The 18448-nt window shown below is 60.1% G+C and carries 16 protein-coding genes; 4 read left to right on the top strand and 12 right to left on the bottom strand.

All coding sequences use genetic code 11. The annotated features are described in order from the left end of the window. Positions 1-86: 86 nt before the first annotated feature. The 3 genes from HMPREF2547_RS07275 to HMPREF2547_RS07265 form a co-directional block, all read right to left on the bottom strand. Positions 87-851 carry a phosphoadenylyl-sulfate reductase gene (locus HMPREF2547_RS07275; RefSeq protein ID WP_048734528.1) on the bottom strand — a complete coding sequence of 255 codons (765 nt, stop codon included), beginning with the start codon at positions 849-851 and terminating at the stop codon, positions 87-89. 250 nt (positions 852-1101) lie between these two features. After that, complete coding sequence (locus tag HMPREF2547_RS07270) at positions 1102-2808, bottom strand: nitrite/sulfite reductase (protein ID WP_069358959.1); 1707 nt, start codon at positions 2806-2808, stop codon at positions 1102-1104. 143 nt (positions 2809-2951) lie between these two features. Continuing rightward, positions 2952-3977: a sulfite exporter TauE/SafE family protein gene (locus tag HMPREF2547_RS07265; protein ID WP_069358960.1), complete on the bottom strand. Its 1026-nt coding sequence runs from the start codon at positions 3975-3977 to the stop codon at positions 2952-2954. A 253-nt stretch (positions 3978-4230) separates the two neighbouring features. On the opposite strand from HMPREF2547_RS07265, the gene HMPREF2547_RS07260 reads away from it, so the two are divergent. Next, the gene (locus HMPREF2547_RS07260; RefSeq protein ID WP_069358961.1) at positions 4231-5736 is read left to right on the top strand and encodes an FAD-dependent oxidoreductase; all 1506 of its coding nucleotides are present in this window, start codon (positions 4231-4233) and stop codon (positions 5734-5736) included. Positions 5737-5800: 64 nt separating this feature from the next. Beyond that, the gene (locus tag HMPREF2547_RS07255; RefSeq protein WP_048734520.1) at positions 5801-6304 is read left to right on the top strand and encodes a phosphoribosyltransferase; all 504 of its coding nucleotides are present in this window, start codon (positions 5801-5803) and stop codon (positions 6302-6304) included. A 93-nt stretch (positions 6305-6397) separates the two neighbouring features. Here the strand turns inward: HMPREF2547_RS07255 and purT are convergent, their stop codons facing one another. The 6 genes from purT to HMPREF2547_RS07225 all read right to left on the bottom strand — a co-directional run bounded on the left by purT (position 6398) and on the right by HMPREF2547_RS07225 (position 13244). Further along, complete coding sequence (purT, locus tag HMPREF2547_RS07250; RefSeq protein ID WP_070439007.1) at positions 6398-7618, bottom strand: formate-dependent phosphoribosylglycinamide formyltransferase; 1221 nt, start codon at positions 7616-7618, stop codon at positions 6398-6400. A gap of 116 nt (positions 7619-7734) precedes the next feature. Then, on the bottom strand, positions 7735-8766 hold the full coding sequence (locus tag HMPREF2547_RS07245) for a nucleoside hydrolase (protein WP_070439045.1): 1032 nt from the start codon (positions 8764-8766) through the stop codon (positions 7735-7737). 96 nt (positions 8767-8862) lie between these two features. After that, positions 8863-10119 (bottom strand): glycerophosphodiester phosphodiesterase family protein, encoded by a 1257-nt coding sequence (locus HMPREF2547_RS07240; protein ID WP_069358962.1) that lies wholly within the window; start codon positions 10117-10119, stop codon positions 8863-8865. Positions 10120-10311: 192 nt separating this feature from the next. Continuing rightward, positions 10312-10950, bottom strand: coding sequence for an LppP/LprE family lipoprotein (locus HMPREF2547_RS07235; RefSeq protein ID WP_048734507.1), 639 nt, complete (start codon positions 10948-10950; stop codon positions 10312-10314). 162 nt (positions 10951-11112) lie between these two features. Next, the gene (locus HMPREF2547_RS07230; RefSeq protein WP_069358963.1) at positions 11113-11697 is read right to left on the bottom strand and encodes an LppP/LprE family lipoprotein; all 585 of its coding nucleotides are present in this window, start codon (positions 11695-11697) and stop codon (positions 11113-11115) included. A gap of 257 nt (positions 11698-11954) precedes the next feature. Further along, on the bottom strand, positions 11955-13244 hold the full coding sequence (locus HMPREF2547_RS07225) for an adenylosuccinate synthase (RefSeq protein WP_016421542.1): 1290 nt from the start codon (positions 13242-13244) through the stop codon (positions 11955-11957). Between the two features lie 51 nt (positions 13245-13295). Here HMPREF2547_RS07225 and HMPREF2547_RS07220 point away from each other — a divergent pair, with 51 nt between their 5' ends. Both HMPREF2547_RS07220 and HMPREF2547_RS07215 read left to right on the top strand, forming a co-directional pair. Then, positions 13296-14240 (top strand): hypothetical protein, encoded by a 945-nt coding sequence (locus tag HMPREF2547_RS07220; RefSeq protein ID WP_224433541.1) that lies wholly within the window; start codon positions 13296-13298, stop codon positions 14238-14240. 133 nt (positions 14241-14373) lie between these two features. Continuing rightward, positions 14374-15066 (top strand): DUF1707 SHOCT-like domain-containing protein, encoded by a 693-nt coding sequence (locus HMPREF2547_RS07215; protein ID WP_070549992.1) that lies wholly within the window; start codon positions 14374-14376, stop codon positions 15064-15066. A gap of 101 nt (positions 15067-15167) precedes the next feature. Here the strand turns inward: HMPREF2547_RS07215 and HMPREF2547_RS07210 are convergent, their stop codons facing one another. The 3 genes from HMPREF2547_RS07210 to HMPREF2547_RS07200 form a co-directional block, all read right to left on the bottom strand. Next, on the bottom strand, positions 15168-16571 hold the full coding sequence (locus HMPREF2547_RS07210; protein WP_005510217.1) for an FUSC family protein: 1404 nt from the start codon (positions 16569-16571) through the stop codon (positions 15168-15170). A gap of 97 nt (positions 16572-16668) precedes the next feature. Next, positions 16669-17079 carry a DUF3151 domain-containing protein gene (locus HMPREF2547_RS07205; RefSeq protein ID WP_016421545.1) on the bottom strand — a complete coding sequence of 137 codons (411 nt, stop codon included), beginning with the start codon at positions 17077-17079 and terminating at the stop codon, positions 16669-16671. 132 nt (positions 17080-17211) lie between these two features. Continuing rightward, positions 17212-18429: a glycoside hydrolase family 76 protein gene (locus tag HMPREF2547_RS07200; protein ID WP_049169856.1), complete on the bottom strand. Its 1218-nt coding sequence runs from the start codon at positions 18427-18429 to the stop codon at positions 17212-17214. Between the last annotated feature and the right edge of the window lie 19 nt (positions 18430-18448).

Raw genomic sequence — 18448 nt, 5'->3', positions numbered from 1 at the left:
GTTGTAACTGCTCTGTTTTAGCTGATATCGGTTATCGGCGGGCGGCTAGTGGCTGGCGGCAAGTAGCTGTCTGCTAGCCGCTCGAACTAGAGGTGCAATCCGCACTCAGTCTTCTCGGAGCCCGCCCAGCGACCCGAGCGCGGATCCGCGCCCTCTGCCACTCGCGCGGTGCATGTCGCGCAGCCAATCGACGGGAACCCCTGTTGCGTCAGCGGATGCACAATGAGGTCGTTGTCCTCGATGTACTGGGCAACATCCTCATCTGTCCAGGTGGCCAACGGGTTGAGCTTGATGCGACCAGTCTTGTCGATCTCCAGTACCGGCGTGTGTGCGCGGGTCGGCGCGTCGACGCGCTTCAGACCTGTGACCCAGCCCTCGTAGGGGCGCTTCACGGCAGACAGCGGCTCGACCTTCCGCAATGCGCAGCAACGCGTCGGGTCGGTCTTGTACAGATCAACGCCCTCTTCGGCGTCCTGCTCGGCGCGGGTGCGCTTCGGCTCAATCGACAGCAGTCGGTTGTCGTAACGCTGTGCGACCTGCTCTGCCACGTCGAGGGTCTCCGGGAAGTGGTAACCGGTATCCAGGAAAATCAGATCTGCCTCCGGCGCGTGCCGAGCAGCCAGTTCCGCCAACACTGTGTCCTGCATCGACAGGGTCACAGCCAGTGGCGTGTGCAGGTGCTCCGCACCCCATTCCAATACTTCCCCAGCAGTGGCGGTCTCCAGCTTGGAGCCCCACTCCAGTGCGAGCTCAATCAGACGGCGAGCAGTTTCCGGGTTGTCCAGCGCGTCTTCACGCGCGAGCGCCTCCTGAGTCTTAATGACCTCAGCGGTTTTCAGTCCCGTGCTCATGACGCCACCTTTCTATCGATATGTCCGTGCAGTTTCACTGTGAATACCCGGCAGCATTCGCGGCATTGCCAGGCGTAATCGGTTTCCAGGTCGGGCCACAGATCATCACCGCCGCAGTAAGGGCAATGCATCACCGCACCCCGGTTCGGATTGGGGTGTGCGCTTCGGCCACCGATTCCCAGTCGCGCTGGCGTCTCGTCTTTTTCGCTTGACGACGGCCCCTGCGACCGAACCCCATTGGGAGATTCACTCACTTCAGGTCCTCCTCATCAGCGCGGACAATCCACTCGCGGAACTGTTCACCCTCGTGGCGCTGTTCCTTGAAGTGATTGACGACGCGCTCGATGTAGTCACCCAGTTCTGCCGAGGTGACCTTGTGTCCGCGAACCTTGCGGCCGAAGTTGGCATCGAGCCCCAGCGAACCACCGAGGTGAACCTGGAAACCCTCGACACGGTTGCCCTCGTCGTCGGTGACAATCTGCCCCTTGAGTCCGATGTCGGCAATCTGCGTGCGGGCGCAGGCATTCGGGCAGCCATTGAGCGCAATGGTGATTGGGACGTCGAGGTCACCGAGGCGTTCCTCCAAGTCGCCCACCAAATCAATTGCGCGCTGGCGCGTGGTGACAAGTGCGAGCTTGCAGAACTCTAGGCCGGTGCAGGCCAGGATGCCCCGTCGGAAAGCTGAGGGCTTGGCAGACAGGCCAATTTCGTCGAGTTCTGCGAGCAGGGAGTCGACCTGGTCGTCGGTGACGTCGAGGAGAATGAGCTCCTTCATCACGGTGGTGCGGACGCGGGAAACACCGTGGCGCTCGGCGATGTCGGCGAGTTTGACCAGGTCAGAGCCCGGAACACGGCCAACAGCGGGCTTAACACCGACGTAGTTGAGACCGTCGGCCTGCTTGTGCACGCCGATGTGGTCACGGTCGCCCTCGAAAGGTTCGGGTGCGGGGCCGTCGATAAGCTTGCGGTTGAGGTAGTCGTCTTCGAGTACCTGGCGGAACTTCTCCGCGCCCCATTCGGCAACGAGGAACTTCAGACGCGCACGATTGCGCAGGCGACGGTAGCCGTAGTCCCGGAAGATGCGGCACACGCCCGCCCATACCTCGGGAACCTCGTCCTCTGGGATCCAGGCGCCGAGACGCTGGGCGAGCATCGGGTTGGTGGAGAGACCACCACCGACCCAAACGTCGAAACCGGGGCCGTGCTCTGGATGATTGACACCGACGAAGGCAACGTCCTGGACCTCGTGGGTGACATCGAGACGCGGGGAACCGGAAACTGCCGACTTAAACTTACGCGGTAGGTTGGAGAACTCGTCGCCGGAGAGGTACTCCTCCTTGATGCGGCGGATGGCGTTGGTGCCGTCGACAATTTCATCGGCCGCAACACCGGCAACCGGGCTGCCTAGAATAACGCGGGGAACGTCGCCGCAGCCAAAGTTGGTGTCGAGACCAACTCGCTCAAGGCGCTCCCAGATCTCCGGCATATCTTCGACGCGAATCCAGTGCAGCTGGACGTTCTGGCGGTCGGAGAAGTCCGCAGTGTCGCGGGCGAAGTCGCGGGAAATCTCGCCGATGGTGCGAATGCCCTCGGTGGTGGTCTGGCCACCGTCGAGGCGGACGCGGAGCATAAAGTACTTGTCCTGCAGCTCGGCGTTGGTCTTCACACCGGTGTGCTCACCGCTAAGCCCCTGCTTGCGCTGGGTGTAGAGGCCAATCCACTTAAAGCGAGGCGCTAGGTCCTCCGCGGGGATGGAGTCAAACCCCTGCTTGGAGTAGATGTCGATAACACGCTGCTTAACGGCGATGCCAGCATCTTCTTTCTTAATGCGCTCGTCGTCGTTAAGTGGCTCGCGGCCGTCGATAAGCCACTGCCCCTGTGGCTTCGGTGCGCGCTTCTTACGTCGGGTAGCCGCTGCGGAAGCTGGACGCTCGGCGGTTTTCGTAGGAGAGCTCATGGGGAATCTACCGAATCACTTTCGTTTTGTTCTCGTTGACCGAATTAGTTTCTAATCTTTATAGACCGTTTGGTCTACGTTGCATTGCAGGCAACATTAGACCGACCAGTCTGGCTAGTGCAAGCCGGGACACGCTCGGATACCTAGCGGACCCCCGCTTCGCCCACGCGGACACCGTTTTTCGCACCCACTTTGACACCTTCAGAAGCATCCTCGGCCCCGACATCAACCGAAGCGGGTGATGGAGATCCAGAACTAGACACATCAGCCGAGGGAGACTGAGAAGTCGGCTCAAGTTGGATCCGCTGACGCAGCCCCGGAAGAGTGTCGTGCGAACGCGCCCACAGCACCAGCGCGACGACAACAAAAGCCCACACGAGCAGAACCGTTGCCAGCACGCCACCAGAAACCAGCGACAAAAACAGAGTGCGAATATTCAGCCCCACCAACACGCCGCCGATCGCAATCCCAAGCAGCCGCGGATTAATGCGCCCCACCAGGTACGCAGCCAAGGGTGCCGCAATCACACCACCGCACAACAAACCAATTACCGGTGCGGCATGCTGGGTAAATTCCTCCCGCAGCTTGGGCAAAAAGCCCAGTACAGCCGCCGAGGCAACGAGAAATTCCGCCGCAGAGACAGTACCGATAATCTTGCGCGGCTGGTCAGCCTCAGCGCCGAGCAAAGTTGAGGTGGTAACAGGCCCCCAACCACCACCTCCCGTGGAATCAAGCAGGCCACCAAAGAGCCCCAGCGGAGCGAGCTTCTTCGCCCCCCAGGCCTTCTTCTTGCGCTTAACACTGGCCAAAAAGGCGAAGCGGATAATCACCCACAGACCGAGGAAAAGCAAGATTGTCGAGGTCACAGGCGTCGCAGCATCACCGTCGAGATTCGCCAAAAAGGTCGCACCAATAAAGGCACCGATAGCACCCGGCACGCCAAGACTCAGCGCGCGTCGCCAGTCGACATTGCCGAATCGCCAGTGTGAAATACCGGAGGCCAGTGTCGTACCCACCTCTGCTACGTGGACCACCGCCGACGCAGTGGCAGCACTACTACCAGCGACAATAAACAGCGAAGTAGCGGTGACACCGAAAGCCATCCCCAGAGTGCCGTCGACTAATTGCGCGCCAAGGCCGATTAGCACGAAGACTATGAGTTTTTCCATGACAAGCCCTTCCCCGCTTACCCAACCAGAGCCTGCCGTTGCCACGATGCCCGCACGCCGAGCCCCTTTCAGAGCTCATTCAGCAGAAGCGATGCGCAGCAAAACCCTCTCAAGCCAAAGCAGTGATTCTTGCGGTGTTTTGTGTTTGCTTTTTGTAGACCAGTTTGTCTATATTCTGTTTCAGCAAGCATAGACCGATTGGTCTACGATAAGCAATCGCGACAAAGAAAACGTAGAAAAAGGATTCCACCCAATGACCAACGACCAGACTGCAGCCCAGAACACGGCCGCTTCCTCACTGCCCGATCTCGCCAACTCCACCACGCCGCTGCGTGTAGCCGTGGTTGGCTCGGGTCCGGCCGGTATCTACGCCTCCGACGCGCTGATGAAGTCCGGCCGCGATGTCGCCATCGACCTCTACGAGCGCCTTCCAGTGCCGTTCGGCCTCATCCGCTACGGTGTTGCGCCAGACCACCCGCGCATCAAGGGCATCATTAAGTCCCTCCACCGAGTGCTGGACAAGCCGCAGGTTCGACTACTGGGCAACGTGGACGTCGGCAAGCAGGTCAGCGTTGATGAACTGCGCCAGTTCTACGACGCCATCATCTTCGCCACTGGCGCGACCGGCGACCGTGATCTGAACATCCCGGGCTCGGACCTGCCGGAGCACTACGGCGCCGGTGAGTTCGTAGGTTTCTACGACTCCCACCCGGAGTTTGCTCGCGAATGGGACCTCTCTGCTGAGTCGGTCGCTGTGATCGGCGTCGGTAACGTGGGCCTCGACGTCGCCCGTATTCTCGCCAAGACTGCCGATGAGCTGCACGTCACCGAAATCGCCGACAACGTCTACGACGGCCTGGCAAAGAATGCCGCCCGCGAAGTCCATGTCTTTGGCCGTCGCGGTCCGGCTCAGGCAAAGTTCACTCCACTGGAGCTGAAGGAACTGGACCACTCTGACACCATTGAGGTTGTCGTGAATCCGGAGGACATCCAGTACGATGCCGCCTCCGAAACGTCCCGTCGCGAGTCCAAGATCACCGATCAGGTCTGTACGATTCTGGAAAACTACGCCATCCGCGAGCCAAAGGGCGCCCCGCACAAGCTCTTCATCCACTTCTTCGAGTCCCCGGTCGAAATCATCGGCGAGACCGGTGAAGATGGGGTACAGCACGTCAGCGCTATCCGCACCGAACGCACCGAACTCGACGGCGAGGGTGGCGTCCGCGGCACCGGCAAGTTCACCGAATGGCCGGTCGGTGCGGTCTACCGCGCAGTCGGCTACCGCTCCGACGCAGTCACCGGCGTACCGTTCGATACCGGCACGCACACCATCCCAGATGCCGGCGGCCGCGTGCTTGACGACATCGACGGCAACCACATCCAGGGCCTGTACACCACCGGCTGGATTCGCCGTGGCCCGGTCGGCCTAATCGGTAACACCAAGGGCGATGCCAACGAAGCTGTCGGCAACCTCATCGCCGACTGGGAGGCAGGTCGCCTGGCCGCACCTGCAAAGCCCACGCATAACGACGTCGACGAGTTCCTGGCCGACAAGGGCCTCCAGGTCACCACCTGGGAGGGCTGGCACGCACTCGACGCCGCCGAGCGTGCCGCGGGCGAAGCCGAAGGCCGCGAGCGCAAGAAGCTGGTCGAGTGGGCTGACATGGTTACGGCCTCCACGGTCGTCGCAAAGCAGCCAGATGCCGATGACGTGGCCGAAGCTGTGCACGAAGCTGTTGTGGAGACCGTCGCGAGCTAGCGCATCGGGTCTAACCGGACAGTTGATTATGCACGTCAGTCGATTTTCGGATTAGAGTTAATACATGGCTTATCATGCAGACTCATCCAACCTGGACGTCAAGGAAGTTCTGACCTGGGAAGGCTTCGGCGTCGCCTCCCGTGAACTGGCACAGCAGATTGTCGACTCGGACTTCGACCCGGAGATTATTATCGCCGTGGCCCGCGGTGGCCTGCTGCCAGCAGGCGCACTCAGCTACACCATGGGCGTCAAGCTCTCTGACGCCATCAACGTCGAGTTCTACACCGACGTGGCGGAGACCCTGCCGGATCCGGTTCTGCTGGAGCCGCTGCTGGACATCGAATCGATTTCCAACCGCCGCCTGCTGGTCGTCGACGATGTGGCTGACTCCGGTCGCACGCTGCATCTGGTGCTCGACCTACTCAAGAAGCACGGCGCTGAAGTCCGTTCCGCTGTGCTCTACGGCAAGTCCCGCTCGGAGATTGCACCGGACTACGTCTGGAAGCACACCGATGACTGGATCGTCTTCCCCTGGTCGGCCGAGCCACCGGTACAGAAGTCCAAGTAGATCAAGTAGCTTACGCACCACAGCGGGCACAAAAAAGTGCGCTGCAGCGTTCCTTTCCCAAGCAACACCAGCAGCGCACACTAGGTCGTCGAACTACCCCAGTTCGACGACCTTAATCTTTGATGCCGCCTCCGATGCACGCTCACGAGCAGCGTCGACAGAATCTGCGGTCGAAACAGCAACACCCATGCGGCGACGCGGACCGGCAAACGGCTTACCAAAGATACGAATGTCTGTCTCCGGAATAGCCATGGCCTCAGCTAGGCCGGTGTAGCCCGGCTGCTCGATGTCAGCACCGCCGTAGACTACAGCGGAAGCTCCCGGGGACACCAGCGTGACGTCGATAGGCAGCCCCAGCACTGCGCGCGCGTGCAGCTCGAACTCGGAGAAACGCTGCGTACCCATGGTGACCATGCCGGTGTCATGCGGGCGCGGGCTGACCTCGGAGAACCACACTTCATCGCCGCGGACAAACAGCTCGACGCCGAAGATACCGCGACCGCCCAGCGCGTTGGTGATGCGCGCGGCGACAGAGCGCGCATTGTCCAGGGCGTTTTCGCTCATGGCTGCCGGCTGCCAGGACTCAACGTAGTCACCATCCTGCTGACGGTGGCCGATGGGCTCACAGAACCACGTTGCCCCCTCGCCAGTCTCCGGATCAACGGAGCGCACGGTCAGCAGCGTGATCTCATAGTCGAAATCAACGAAGCCCTCCACGATGACGCGACCGGACTCAACGCGACCGCCACTCATGGCGTAATCCCACGCGGCCTGGACATCCTCCGGCGAACGCAGCGTGGACTGTCCCTTGCCCGAGGAACTCATGACCGGCTTGACCACGCATGGGAAGCCAATCTCATCAACAGCTGCGGTGAACTCATCAAAGCTGGAGGCGAAGTGATAGCGGGAAGTCGGCAGTCCCACCTCTTCCGCAGCCAGGCGGCGAATACCTTCTCGGTTCATGGTCAGCTGAGTCGCCCGTGCGGTCGGAATAACGGTGACGTCCAGCGTCTCATCTTCCTCGACCTCTGCCAGCACCTCGGTTGCCAGAGCCTCAATCTCAGGGACGATGAAGTGTGGCTTGACCTGGAGAATCAGGTCCCGCAGTGCGCTAGGGTCCGACATATTCAACACGTAGGCGTGGTGAGCTACCTGGTGTGCCGGTGCATGCTCGTAGCGATCGGCAGCGTGCACCTCAACGCCAAGACGCTGGAAAGCAATGGTCACCTCCTTGCCGAGCTCGCCAGAGCCGAGCAGCAGAACTCGCGTTGCTCCCGGCTGGTACGGGGTTCCGGTGGCTTCAGGGGTGAACATCGAGATAAATTCGCTTTCGTCTACGGCACATACGCTGCGCAACCAGCAGCTGTTAAATTGATTGCCTCCAGCATACGACAGCGAGCTGATTCACCGCGGCGGGCACGGGCGGGAACCTAGCGCGGGAACACCCGCTGGAACTCAGCCAGCGCCACCTCACGGTCAGCGGCCAGGACAACATTCGCCACCGCTCCGGCTGAATCCTCCACCACCTGGCCGCGGCGTGCTGGCTCAGCTGCAAAGGTTCGCTTATCGACGCCCACGAGACGCATCTTCTCCACTTCCCCTGTCACCGCACCGACGGCCACCATCGCAGCGAAGAGGTCATGAACCTGCGCCTTGTAACCGACTCCAACTCCCTGGTGGAACTCAAAGTAGAACTTCAGCGAGCGGCGCAGAACACGCAGCAGCTCCGAGTTCATACCGGCATCTCGCCAGGATTCAATCTCAGTATCACTAATGGTGATGGTCTCGGTGACATTGAGCGGAACCAGCGTCGGCACCGGCGCGCCTGCGGCGGTGGCGATGCTGCGCACGGCATCCTCCGGGCGCTCGACGGCCACAGCACCTGCGGTGCCGAACACCTCGGTGACCGCGGTGGGGTCGACCCAGAAGTTCCATTCCGCAAACTCGGTGACGTTACCGTGGTAGTCCACAGCACCGCCCATAATGGTCACGCCGTCGAGCTCCCGCATGAGTTCTGGGTATTTCTTCAAAGCGGCCACGTAGGTGGTCATAGGGCCAGTGACCAGCAGGTGCACCTTCTCCCCCGTCGACCGTGCCTGCTCGATGACTCGTCGCCACAGCGCCAGCGGATCCGCCGCTCCTGAGCGCCCCGGTTCGTAGATGACGGCCGGTGGTGCCAGGTTGTAGCCCAGCCCGTACGGGCCATGAGTCTCAGGCGTGGTGGTCAGTTCACGGTCAGCGGGCCCCTCGAAACCGCTGACAACCGGAACCTCCGGACAACCGCAGAGATTCAACATGTACTTGGTGTTGCGAGCGGACCATGCCGCAGTGGTGTTACCACCTGCGCAGGTCACACCCACCAGCTCGATCTCGCCTGCGGTATGCAACCCCGCGAGGTAGACGAGAGCAAGACTGTCATCGATACCCGTGTCAACGTCGGCAAGCACTTTCAAACGCGTCATAAGGTCAAGTGTGACACGAAACATGCTCGGCCCGCAGAGCTAAACATGGGCAAAACAGGGATACAGACGAGTTTCCGCTGGTGCTGGCCGGGTTTACTAGTTCGTCGACATCGCTGCATCACCCACCGGAGCGGACTCCGGCAGCGGCATTTTCAGCTCGGCCAAGACCTCGCGCAGTCGCGTCGGGTAGTCGGTGATGATGCCGTCGACACCAGCGGCAATTTGCTCGCGCATGGTCTCCTTTTCATTTACGGTCCACGGCACCACCTTCATGCCGGCCTCATGCGCACGGGAGATTAGCTCCGGCGTGGCGACCGGGTGGTAGTCAGCATCTGACGGTGTCTTGCCGTAAGGAATGCTGTGCGTCGGCGAGAGCACCTGCACGCCGAGCTGCTTGGCGGCCTCGATGATGTCGCCATTGACCTCGTCGTAATTGACATCGCCAATCCAAGGAGAATCCTTCTTCCAGGTGGTCTCGTCCCACAGCATGACCAGCGGAATCTCCGGGTTCCGTTCCGCGACCAGCGGCAGCGAGCGCCAATCGAAGGACTGAATCATCACACGATTAGCCACACCCGCGCGGTCAATCTCGTCGAGAATCACATCGACGAACTCCTGCGGTTCTGCCGAGTCAGCGCGCTTTTCGCCCTCAATCTTGGTCTCAATGTTGAAGTGGATGTCCTGGTTGTCCTTAGTCAGCTCGAACAGCTCCGGCAGGGTCATCATCCTATTGCCCTTGATTGGCTCCGCATCCGGAAAGTCCTCGAGCTTCTTGTCACAGACCAGGGTTTGTACCTGCTCATAGGTGAGATCATGCACGAGCTTGCCGACGTACGGGTACTGCGGATCCCCCTCCGTCACTGGCTCGGTGTCCGAGCACTTATCGTCTTGGATCTCCGGATCGTGCCAGACCATAGGCACGCCATCCTTCGTCAGGACGATGTCCAGCTCCAACGTCGTAACGCCCAGCTCCAACGAGTTGATCATCGCCTGCTTGGACTCCTCCGTCCACTCACCGCGACCACCACGGTGCGACTGCAGATCAAAACCCTCCGGCAGCTTAGCCATCGCAGCCGGCCGCACATTCGCGGCCGCATTCAGCTCAGCAACCTGCTGCTTTTCAAAGGTCTTCTCTTCGCTCGACGTAGTGCTGACCGCGCTTGCACTGCTTGACGACGATGCCGCGTCGTTGTCTGCATCATTGCTGCAGGCTGCAATAGGAGAAATAGCAAACGCGCCCATAGCGATGGCCGCGATTGCGCGGCGCGTGCCGTGGACGCGTGAATTCTGAGGCTGCTCGCTCTGCTTGGTCCGTTCGTCAAACATGGAGTCAGATGAGTTGCGAGAAGACATGGCCGGTGATTTTCCTCTTTGGGCGTAGTATTAGCGACTTCATAGCGACGGCGCAGTACCGACAACACAGTGTCGACAAACTACCGTCGGAGGTTTACGGAACACAGAAATCTAGATGAAAACTGTGTGGCGCGCCACTACTTTAAAACGGCCTGACAGCACTCGCATCTGGAGAGAGTGCGGGGTGAGCGTTTAATTTCCCTCTGCTTTTGGAATCTCGCCTTCTTGAGCGACCTCTGACCCATCCCAGGAGTACGTAACGGGAGCGTTGTACTGGTCTTTAAAGGCGAAGGCACCGCCGTCTTCGATCATTTTATTGACATCGAAGAAATTGACGGTCACAGTTTTGCCATCGCCCTCGACCGAGTTGATTGTCTGCGGACCACCGGCGGTACCCACGTACTCGCCCTTATGAAACAGCAGCACTGCACCAGCGGTAGTTGAATGCGTAATTTCATTCTGTACTGCTGAGGCAAAGGTCAACTCGCTGGTGGTATCCCAGTTCGTATCGTCCGTGACTGTCCAACCGCTGCCATTGCCACCTTCCATTGAGTTCAGGTCGGCAACCGCTTCTTCGAAAGCCTCTTCCTGGGTTGGCGCAGAAGAACCCCCATCGGAGTCGTTGTCATCGACATCCGGATTGGGGGTATCTGCACTTTCACTGTCATCCTCGACAGTGGTGGTCGTAGTGATGGTCGTCGTTTCTTGATCTACCTGAGAAGCAGAGGTCGGTGCTGCGGTCTCATCAGTGGAGCAACCGGACAAAGCCACTACACCTGCGACCGCCGCGCTAACCAGCATCGACCCGCGACGAACTGAATGACCACTCATGGCTGGAACCTCTTCTGTTCTCTCAAGTTTTCTCAAGCACTGCGCTACGACGGAGCATTACTTTCTCATGTCCGACTCTGAATTGAGTTTACTTGGGAAAACTCAAGAGACCCCGGGAGTGTCCAAGAATTTTCGAAAGCTCTCGAAAATTCTCGGGAGTCCTTAGGAAGCGGGTGTCGCGCCGCCGGGAATCTTGCCCTCGTGGACGACGTGATCTCCGTTCCAGAAGAAGTGAACATTAGAGGTGAACTTGGCCGCATCAGCGTTCGGCGCACCTGCGGCCTCCTGGGCCTCCCAGTCGTGGTAGATGACCGAGATGTTCTTACCATCAGGGGTCGGCGTCACCTTGTTGATGTGCTGAGGCCGGTCAGAGTCCGTACCAATGAACTCACCCTTGTGGAACATCAACAGCACAGTGGAGGACTGAGCGTTGCCCTGCTTGGCCTGATCTGCGAGAGCAAAGCTCAAATCGCTACACGGGCTGAAGTTGGAGGTGCCAGTGTACTTCCACCCATCATGGTTGTTCGGACGCTCCCTGTTGACCTTATCCAGGGCCTCCTGGATTTCAGGTGCTGCCGGGTTCGGGGTACAGCTATCTGCCTTCGCCGGAGCCGGTGCCGGCACTGGGGCCGGTTCCGCCTGAGCCGCGGGAGCTGCAACGGCTCCACCTACTGCGGAGAAAACCATCGCGCCGGAAAGTACGGCGGAACTTGCCAGTCGTTGTACTCGGTGTCCTGTGTTTTGCATGAAAACCACACGCCTTCTGTCGTTGGACCACGCGGTGAGGCCTACGATACAAAAATGACTCTGGGATGCCAGTGTCAACTGACAATTCCCAGAGCCTTCTCGTGGTTAGCAAATGTTCTTTTTTACAGCAGCCAGCAGTTTCGACACCGAAGATTTTTTATCTAACAGTTCGATAAAGCCGGGTCGAAAGCCGGACTATTTTCCGGCTAGTTCGCCACTGCCCCCCAGGCTAAGTACCCAGCGCTAGTTGCCCAGCGCTAGTTGTCCAGCACATCGTGGACAACGATGGTCTGGTCACGACCCGGGCCAACACCGATGTAGGAAATGCGAGCGCCGGAGAGCTCCTCCAGGCGGTTCAGGTAATCCTTGGCCTTGTCCGGCAGCTCATCGAAGGTGCGGCAGCCAGTGATGTCTTCGTCCCATGCAGGCATGGTCTCGTAAATCGGGACAGCGTGGTGGAACTCCGACTGGGTGAGTGGCATTTCGTCGTGACGCACGCCATCAACGTCGTAAGCGACACAAATCGGAATCTCGCCGATACCAGTCAGGACATCCAGCTTGGTGATGAACAGATCCGTGAAACCGTTGACGCGCGCGGCGTAGCGAGCCAGCACCGAGTCGTACCAACCACAGCGGCGCTTACGGCCGGTGTTGACTCCGACCTCACCGCCGGTGGTCTGCAGGTACTCGCCCCACTTGTCGAACAGCTCCGTCGGGAACGGGCCAGCACCGACGCGGGTGGTGTAGGCCTTCATGATGCCCAGCACCGAAGTGATCTTCGTCGGGCCGATGCCGGTGCCCACGCAGGCACCACCAGCGGTTGGGTTCGAGGAGGTCACGAACGGGTAGGTGCCGTGGTCGACGTCGAGCATGGTGGCCTGGCCGCCCTCCATGAGGACGTGCTTGCCGGCATCCAAAGCCTGATTGAGCTCAAACTCCGAGTCGATAATCATCGGGCGCAGACGATCGGCGAAGCCCATGAAGTAATCAAAGACTTCATCCGGGTCGATAGCGCGGCGGTTGTACAGCTTGACCAGAATCTGGTTCTTCTGAGCCAGCGAAGACTCAATCTTCTGGCGCAGAATCGACTCATCCAGAATGTCCTGGACACGCAAGCCCGTACGGCCGACCTTGTCGGCATACGTCGGGCCGATACCGCGGCCAGTGGTGCCGATAGCGCGCTTACCCAGGAAGCGCTCGGTCACGCGGTCCAGCGTCTGGTGGTACGGAGCAACCATGTGGGCATTGCCGGAAACGCGCAGGCGGGAGGCCTTTGCACCGCGAGCTTCGAGGCCATCAATCTCGTCGAAAAGCGCCTCGAGGTTGACCACACAGCCGTTACCGATAATCGGCACAGCGTTTTCCGACAGTACACCCGCCGGAAGCAGCTTCAGCTCGTACTTCTCACCGCCAACGACAACGGTGTGGCCGGCGTTATTGCCACCGTTGGGCTTGACGACGTAGTCGACGCGGCCACCGAGAATATCGGTTGCTTTGCCCTTGCCCTCGTCGCCCCACTGGGCACCGACGATAATGATTGCGGCCATAGTCCTACTTCAACTCCTGGGATTGCAGACGACGCATTAGAGTGTAGTCCTATGCGTATTGTTGTGCTGCAGTGTGGCCCCGATGTACCCGCGTTTTCCCAATTGCTCCGCCAATCATGGTCTACATCAGCACCGTCCACACCATCAGCACCAGCTACTCCGGCACCACCCGCCTATGCGCTTCACGACGTCGCGATGATCCCCACCCGCAAGGAGCTGGCTTTCATCGACGACCTGGCCAAGGACGTACTGCCTGTCGATACAGCTCCGACGCCGGAGGAAATCTCCAAGCAGAAGAAAGTCGACCACTTAGGCGCTCCGCAACCCGCTCCGCAAAAGCCGAGCGAGCCGTTACGAATTGTGGTCGTTGGCACCGACGCGGCACTGGCTACCGTGGCAACCTACCTGATGCGCAAGAACCTCCTGTGGATTGAAGTGGCACATGTCCCCACCGCGCCCTCGACCGCGGCCAAAAACTGGGGCATCGAAGGAGGAGAAGGGCTCGATGCGGCGGCCGCGCTCACACGCCCGACGACGCCAGTGCCGCTGATTCGCGACGACACCGGCCACGCAATTGTTGGTTACGCCCTACTGACAGAGCCGGGAATTACCGGAGTGTCCTCGGCAAACGGGTTTACTGGCGAGGTCTATGTCGACGAGCATCAGATGTTCTCCGGCACATCCACCGGCCTGCAGATTCGCCCTACCCCCGATGCCCCGGGCATCGTTGCGGCCGAAGTTCCGGCGCCGGATGCGGAAAACGGTAACGAGGGTGAGAGCGGCAAAGGCCTGCTGAGCCGACTCGGATTGGGGCGCGGTGGCCGTCGTAAAGCGAAAGAAGCCCCGGCCCGCGAGCTACACCGTCCGATGACGGGTCGGGCAGTTCAAGTTGGTGGCCTGGGCTTCCGATATGTGCGCGATGGCGTGGAGTCACGAAAGCCGAGAGAGAAGACAACTCTGTACCGACACCTTCGCGACTTGCAGATTGTGCACTAACTGCGGCGGGCAATAGCCACGGTCTGCCTGTGCGAAAGTGGCGTGCATGAAAGTGACCTGCGCGAAAGTTCGAGTACAGATAACATTTGGGTGTTAAAGCCACTGCCCGCCACTGCCTCGATAGGACAGCATCATGACTGACAACACCCCACGGCTACGCGCTGGCGACCAAGCCCGCCACACTGCGCTGGAACGCTTGGAATGGGCATTCCGCGATGGCCAGATTGACTTTGCGGAATTGCAGGAGCGCACCGAGAAAGCCCAAAAGGCGACGTACATCGATGAGTTGCCCGCATTGACACAGGACTTGTCGCTGCCCGCGAACCTGGCCGAGCCGACTCCACATGCGCACCCAAACCCTAACCTGCGCCCGAACCTACACAGCGTCCCGGACGAGCACCATTCGGTGGCACCGAATGCAGCCAACAATCATCAACCAGCTCGGATTGATAGCTCCGCCGCGGCAACTGGTTCGAAGCTCTCCATCGGCATCTTCGGCGGCACCGACAAGAGAGGCCCATGGACGTGCGCTCCCACGCACACCACGGTGGCGGCCTTCGGCGGGACTGGCTTGGATTTCCGCGAGGCCATCCTGACCGCGGAAGCTACTGTCGTCAACATTGGCTGCGCCTTCGGTGGAGTCGACGTCATTGTCCCCGACCACTACCAGGTTGATGTCGACGTGCTGCCCATCTTCGGAGGCACGGATGTTACTGGAAACCCGGGACGTAACCTTCCTGCTCCTGGCGCAGGACAGGCTCCGAAGATTATTGTGCGCGGCTTCGTCGCTTTCGGTGGCGTCGAGGTCAAGCGCGTACCGCACTAGAGCACGCTGCAGTAGCACGTGGGCAGTAGCATGTGCGCCGGAGCACGTGGGCAGTAACCGCCTGGCGCCTAGCGAGCCACTACTCGCCCACGCCTCACCGGCTACTCGTCCCATACCTCCGGTGGCATTGCTGGGAACGGCGTCGTCGGCGGCAGCGTTGCCACAGCTGAACGTCTGGACAGGCCACACACCTGCAACAGGTCCACCACCAAGGAGCGGGACTGCGCAAACACAACCTGTTCCGACAGCGTTGCGTCCTCGATCACGCGCGGGTGCATTTTCGCCGCTAGACGACGCAAGTACCGAACCACGTCTTCAAGCTTGACCTCTCCGGATCCCTCGGAAAGCTGAGCGATAGCGATGTCGCCGGACTCGAAAGGCAACTCGCCCCACTCTGGGATTCGGCGCACGGCGGCTTCGTCGTCAAGCACATGACTGACCAGACGCGTACCTTCAGACACGCCGAGAACAAGTGCGCACAGTTCGGACGAGAAGTCGATGTGGTCCTCACGTGCTGTGATAGCGCGACGCGCGAGCACACGGATGTTGCGCATGGCGTTGTCGACGGGATGAACCATACGTGACAGCGAGTGGATTCGATCCCGGGAGCGCCAGAGCAACGGCGAGATACGGACCTGCTCGCCCGCGTCGGCGACAGTGCGGTCCATCAGCGAGACTTGCGCCTGCATGGAGCGCACCACGCTCAGTGCGGTGCGGATGCGATCGGTGTCGCCCTCTTTCATGCCGATGCCGATGTCATAAAGTACATCTGCACCCATGTCGAGGACCTTGGCCACCTTGCGGCGAGCACCCGCCAGCGGGCTTCGCGGCAATATCATGAGCACAATAATGCCCACCACACCACCGACGAGAGCATCGATCATTCGGTAATAAGAACCAGCGGTGCCCGGCGGAATAATGGTGGCGATGAGCACGGCTGAAGATGCCGCTTGGTTGACCACAAGCGGTCCTCGACCGACAAACACACCGATGACCATGGCGACGAACACACCGACGGTCAGCTGCCAGATACCCGAGCCGAGGATGGAGATAATCACATCACCAATGCCGACTCCCAACGAGGCACCGAGCACCAACTCCACAGAGTGCTTTAAGCGAGGACCTGCGGTCATCACGTTGAGGCTGATGAAAGCGGCCATCGGCGCGAAGAACGGGTTGGGGTGCCCCAGTACCTCAAGTGCGAACCAGTAGGCCAACCCAGCGGCTAACGTGGCTTGGACAATGAGCATCCAACGGGAGCGCACACGGTCAATCGCATGGAGGAAACGCGTGCGGGGCCTCACTTTCTGACGCAACTTGTTTGCTGCGCGGGAGGCCGGATGTAGGTACGTATTGCGAAAATCTTGGAAATCCGGGCGCGGATTATCCTCGACGAATTGCGTTTCCTTAGCTTCGACGAGGTCGTCGACATGCGCGGGAGCAAGGTCCTCTAGATTCCTGGCAGCTGCGGCATCCTTATCTTCCCCACCAGCTATGCCAGCCATGCCGAAGTCACCATCCTCATGTAAAAAACTGTGCGCTTTTTATGTACCCGTTGTGCTGTTGTGCACTCTTATGTGCCCGCTGAATCTCTGTGCGCGATTAAAGACCCAGTTCTGGCAACGCGGATTCATCACTGTCACGCAGCAACGCCATCATGCGATCGAATTCATCATCCTCGCCGATAGCCTTAGCAGCCTTAGCCAACGCTGCGAAGGCGCGGAGCACACCACGATTCGGCTCGTGCTCCCACGGAATGGCTCCGAACCCCTTCCAGCCGTTTCCACGCAGCAGGTCCAGACCGCGGTGGTAACCAGTGCGAGCGAAGGCATAGGCCTGAATCTCCTGGCCCTCGGACAAGGCGCTTTCAGCCAAATCCGCCCAAGCCTGGGAATCGCGCGGGCATGCGCGAACCACGGCCTCCGGGCTTGCGCCACCGTTGCGGGCAGCAACGGCCTCGTCAAGAACGGGGAGCTTCACGGGAGCAGGAGCCATCATGTCATTGAGTTTCATGCGTCCTATTGTGCCAGGCATCACGTGGCGATGGCAGGGGCTCAGTAGGTGACTCCCTGTTGGCAACGGCGGGCACAGCGCGGTGGTACAACGTCGGCAAGCGCCAGATGACGACCAACTAGCGTTCCCCGACTACTCCGGGCAGCTCGGCTTCGTCGAATCCAACGACTCACCATTTTCCAGCTTGGTCGCAACAAAATCGGCCACTCGGGCGCACGCTTCCATCAGCATCCAACCCGACAGTTGGACAGAGAGGTCACGCTCCTTAATCGCCGAACCGCGAACCGCGCCACCGACTGATTGCGCAACCGAACCGCCCTGTGGGAACTGAGCATTATCGTTCCAATCTGCGGGGAAAAGCGGCAGGCCATCAACCTCGAGGCGGTGGTACCAGCACTTCTCCCCCGAAGCCAGAACCAGTCGGCGAGCAATGCGAGCTGCCGCGCGATTCATGCGATTGTCTCCAGGCAAACGCACCGCCGCATCGGCGAGGTATCGCACCAGGATGCCGTTGAACAGACCACCATCGCCGCCACCGGCACCGGCGATAACATTGTCGGTGGTCGCCAAATCCTTTGCCACCGCGTGGATGAGGTTTTGCACGCGCGTGAAATACTTCGTCGCCTGTTCACGCTGGCCGTGCGCCCGAAGCGCAAGTCCCACTTCGAGGCAAGCGCCAATCATGACACCCTGGTTGTACGTAAACATGCCCTTCTGCACGACGGCACCTGCCATGGACAAGCGAATGCCGTCGTAGAGCAGCCCTGAGTCCGACAGGAGGTTGGCGTAAACCCAATCGATAAGTTCCTCTGCCTCCTTGATACGACCAGCCCGGGCCAGAGCGATGGCTGCAGGACCGTTCGAGGGGACGTTGAAAAAGAGGTCCTGCTCACGCCACGGCAGCACACCCGTGGACTCCTGCCGACCATCGCCCAAGCATGAAATCAGCCGTGCTGTCGTCTTCTTGGGCACCGATGCGCCGAGGACAGCGTCGGCACGCCCGAGCGCCAACGCCATCCACGCGCGATCGTCGTAGTACTTGTTCTTGGTCAGCAGCGTGAGGTTGCGAATGCGGATACCCCGAGTGGTCTGGCGGATAGCGCGGTACTTCTCCTTAGAAGGCACGCGCTTGGCTGCGTCTACCAGGCAGTCGAGATACTGCGCCTGCCACCAGTAATGCCAGTTGATGAAGACCTTATGTCGAAGCGGCGCGGGCCAGGAAGCCATTGCCAAATTCGTGCCCGGAAGACCCCACAGCTTCGCCGCATGACGGTTGCGAATCGCCTGTTCAGCCACGTCCGCACGATAGGCCCACGTTTCGGCCTCCGGACGCGACATTTTTAGAACCACTGGCTCTCCTTAAAACGGC

The organism is Corynebacterium sp. HMSC055G02 (genome assembly GCF_001809065.1).
GTDB classification, from domain to species: Bacteria; Actinomycetota; Actinomycetes; order Mycobacteriales; family Mycobacteriaceae; genus Corynebacterium; species Corynebacterium jeikeium_D.
Note: the sequence above shows the minus strand (reverse complement) of the source record. Positions and strands in the feature narration are given on the sequence as shown.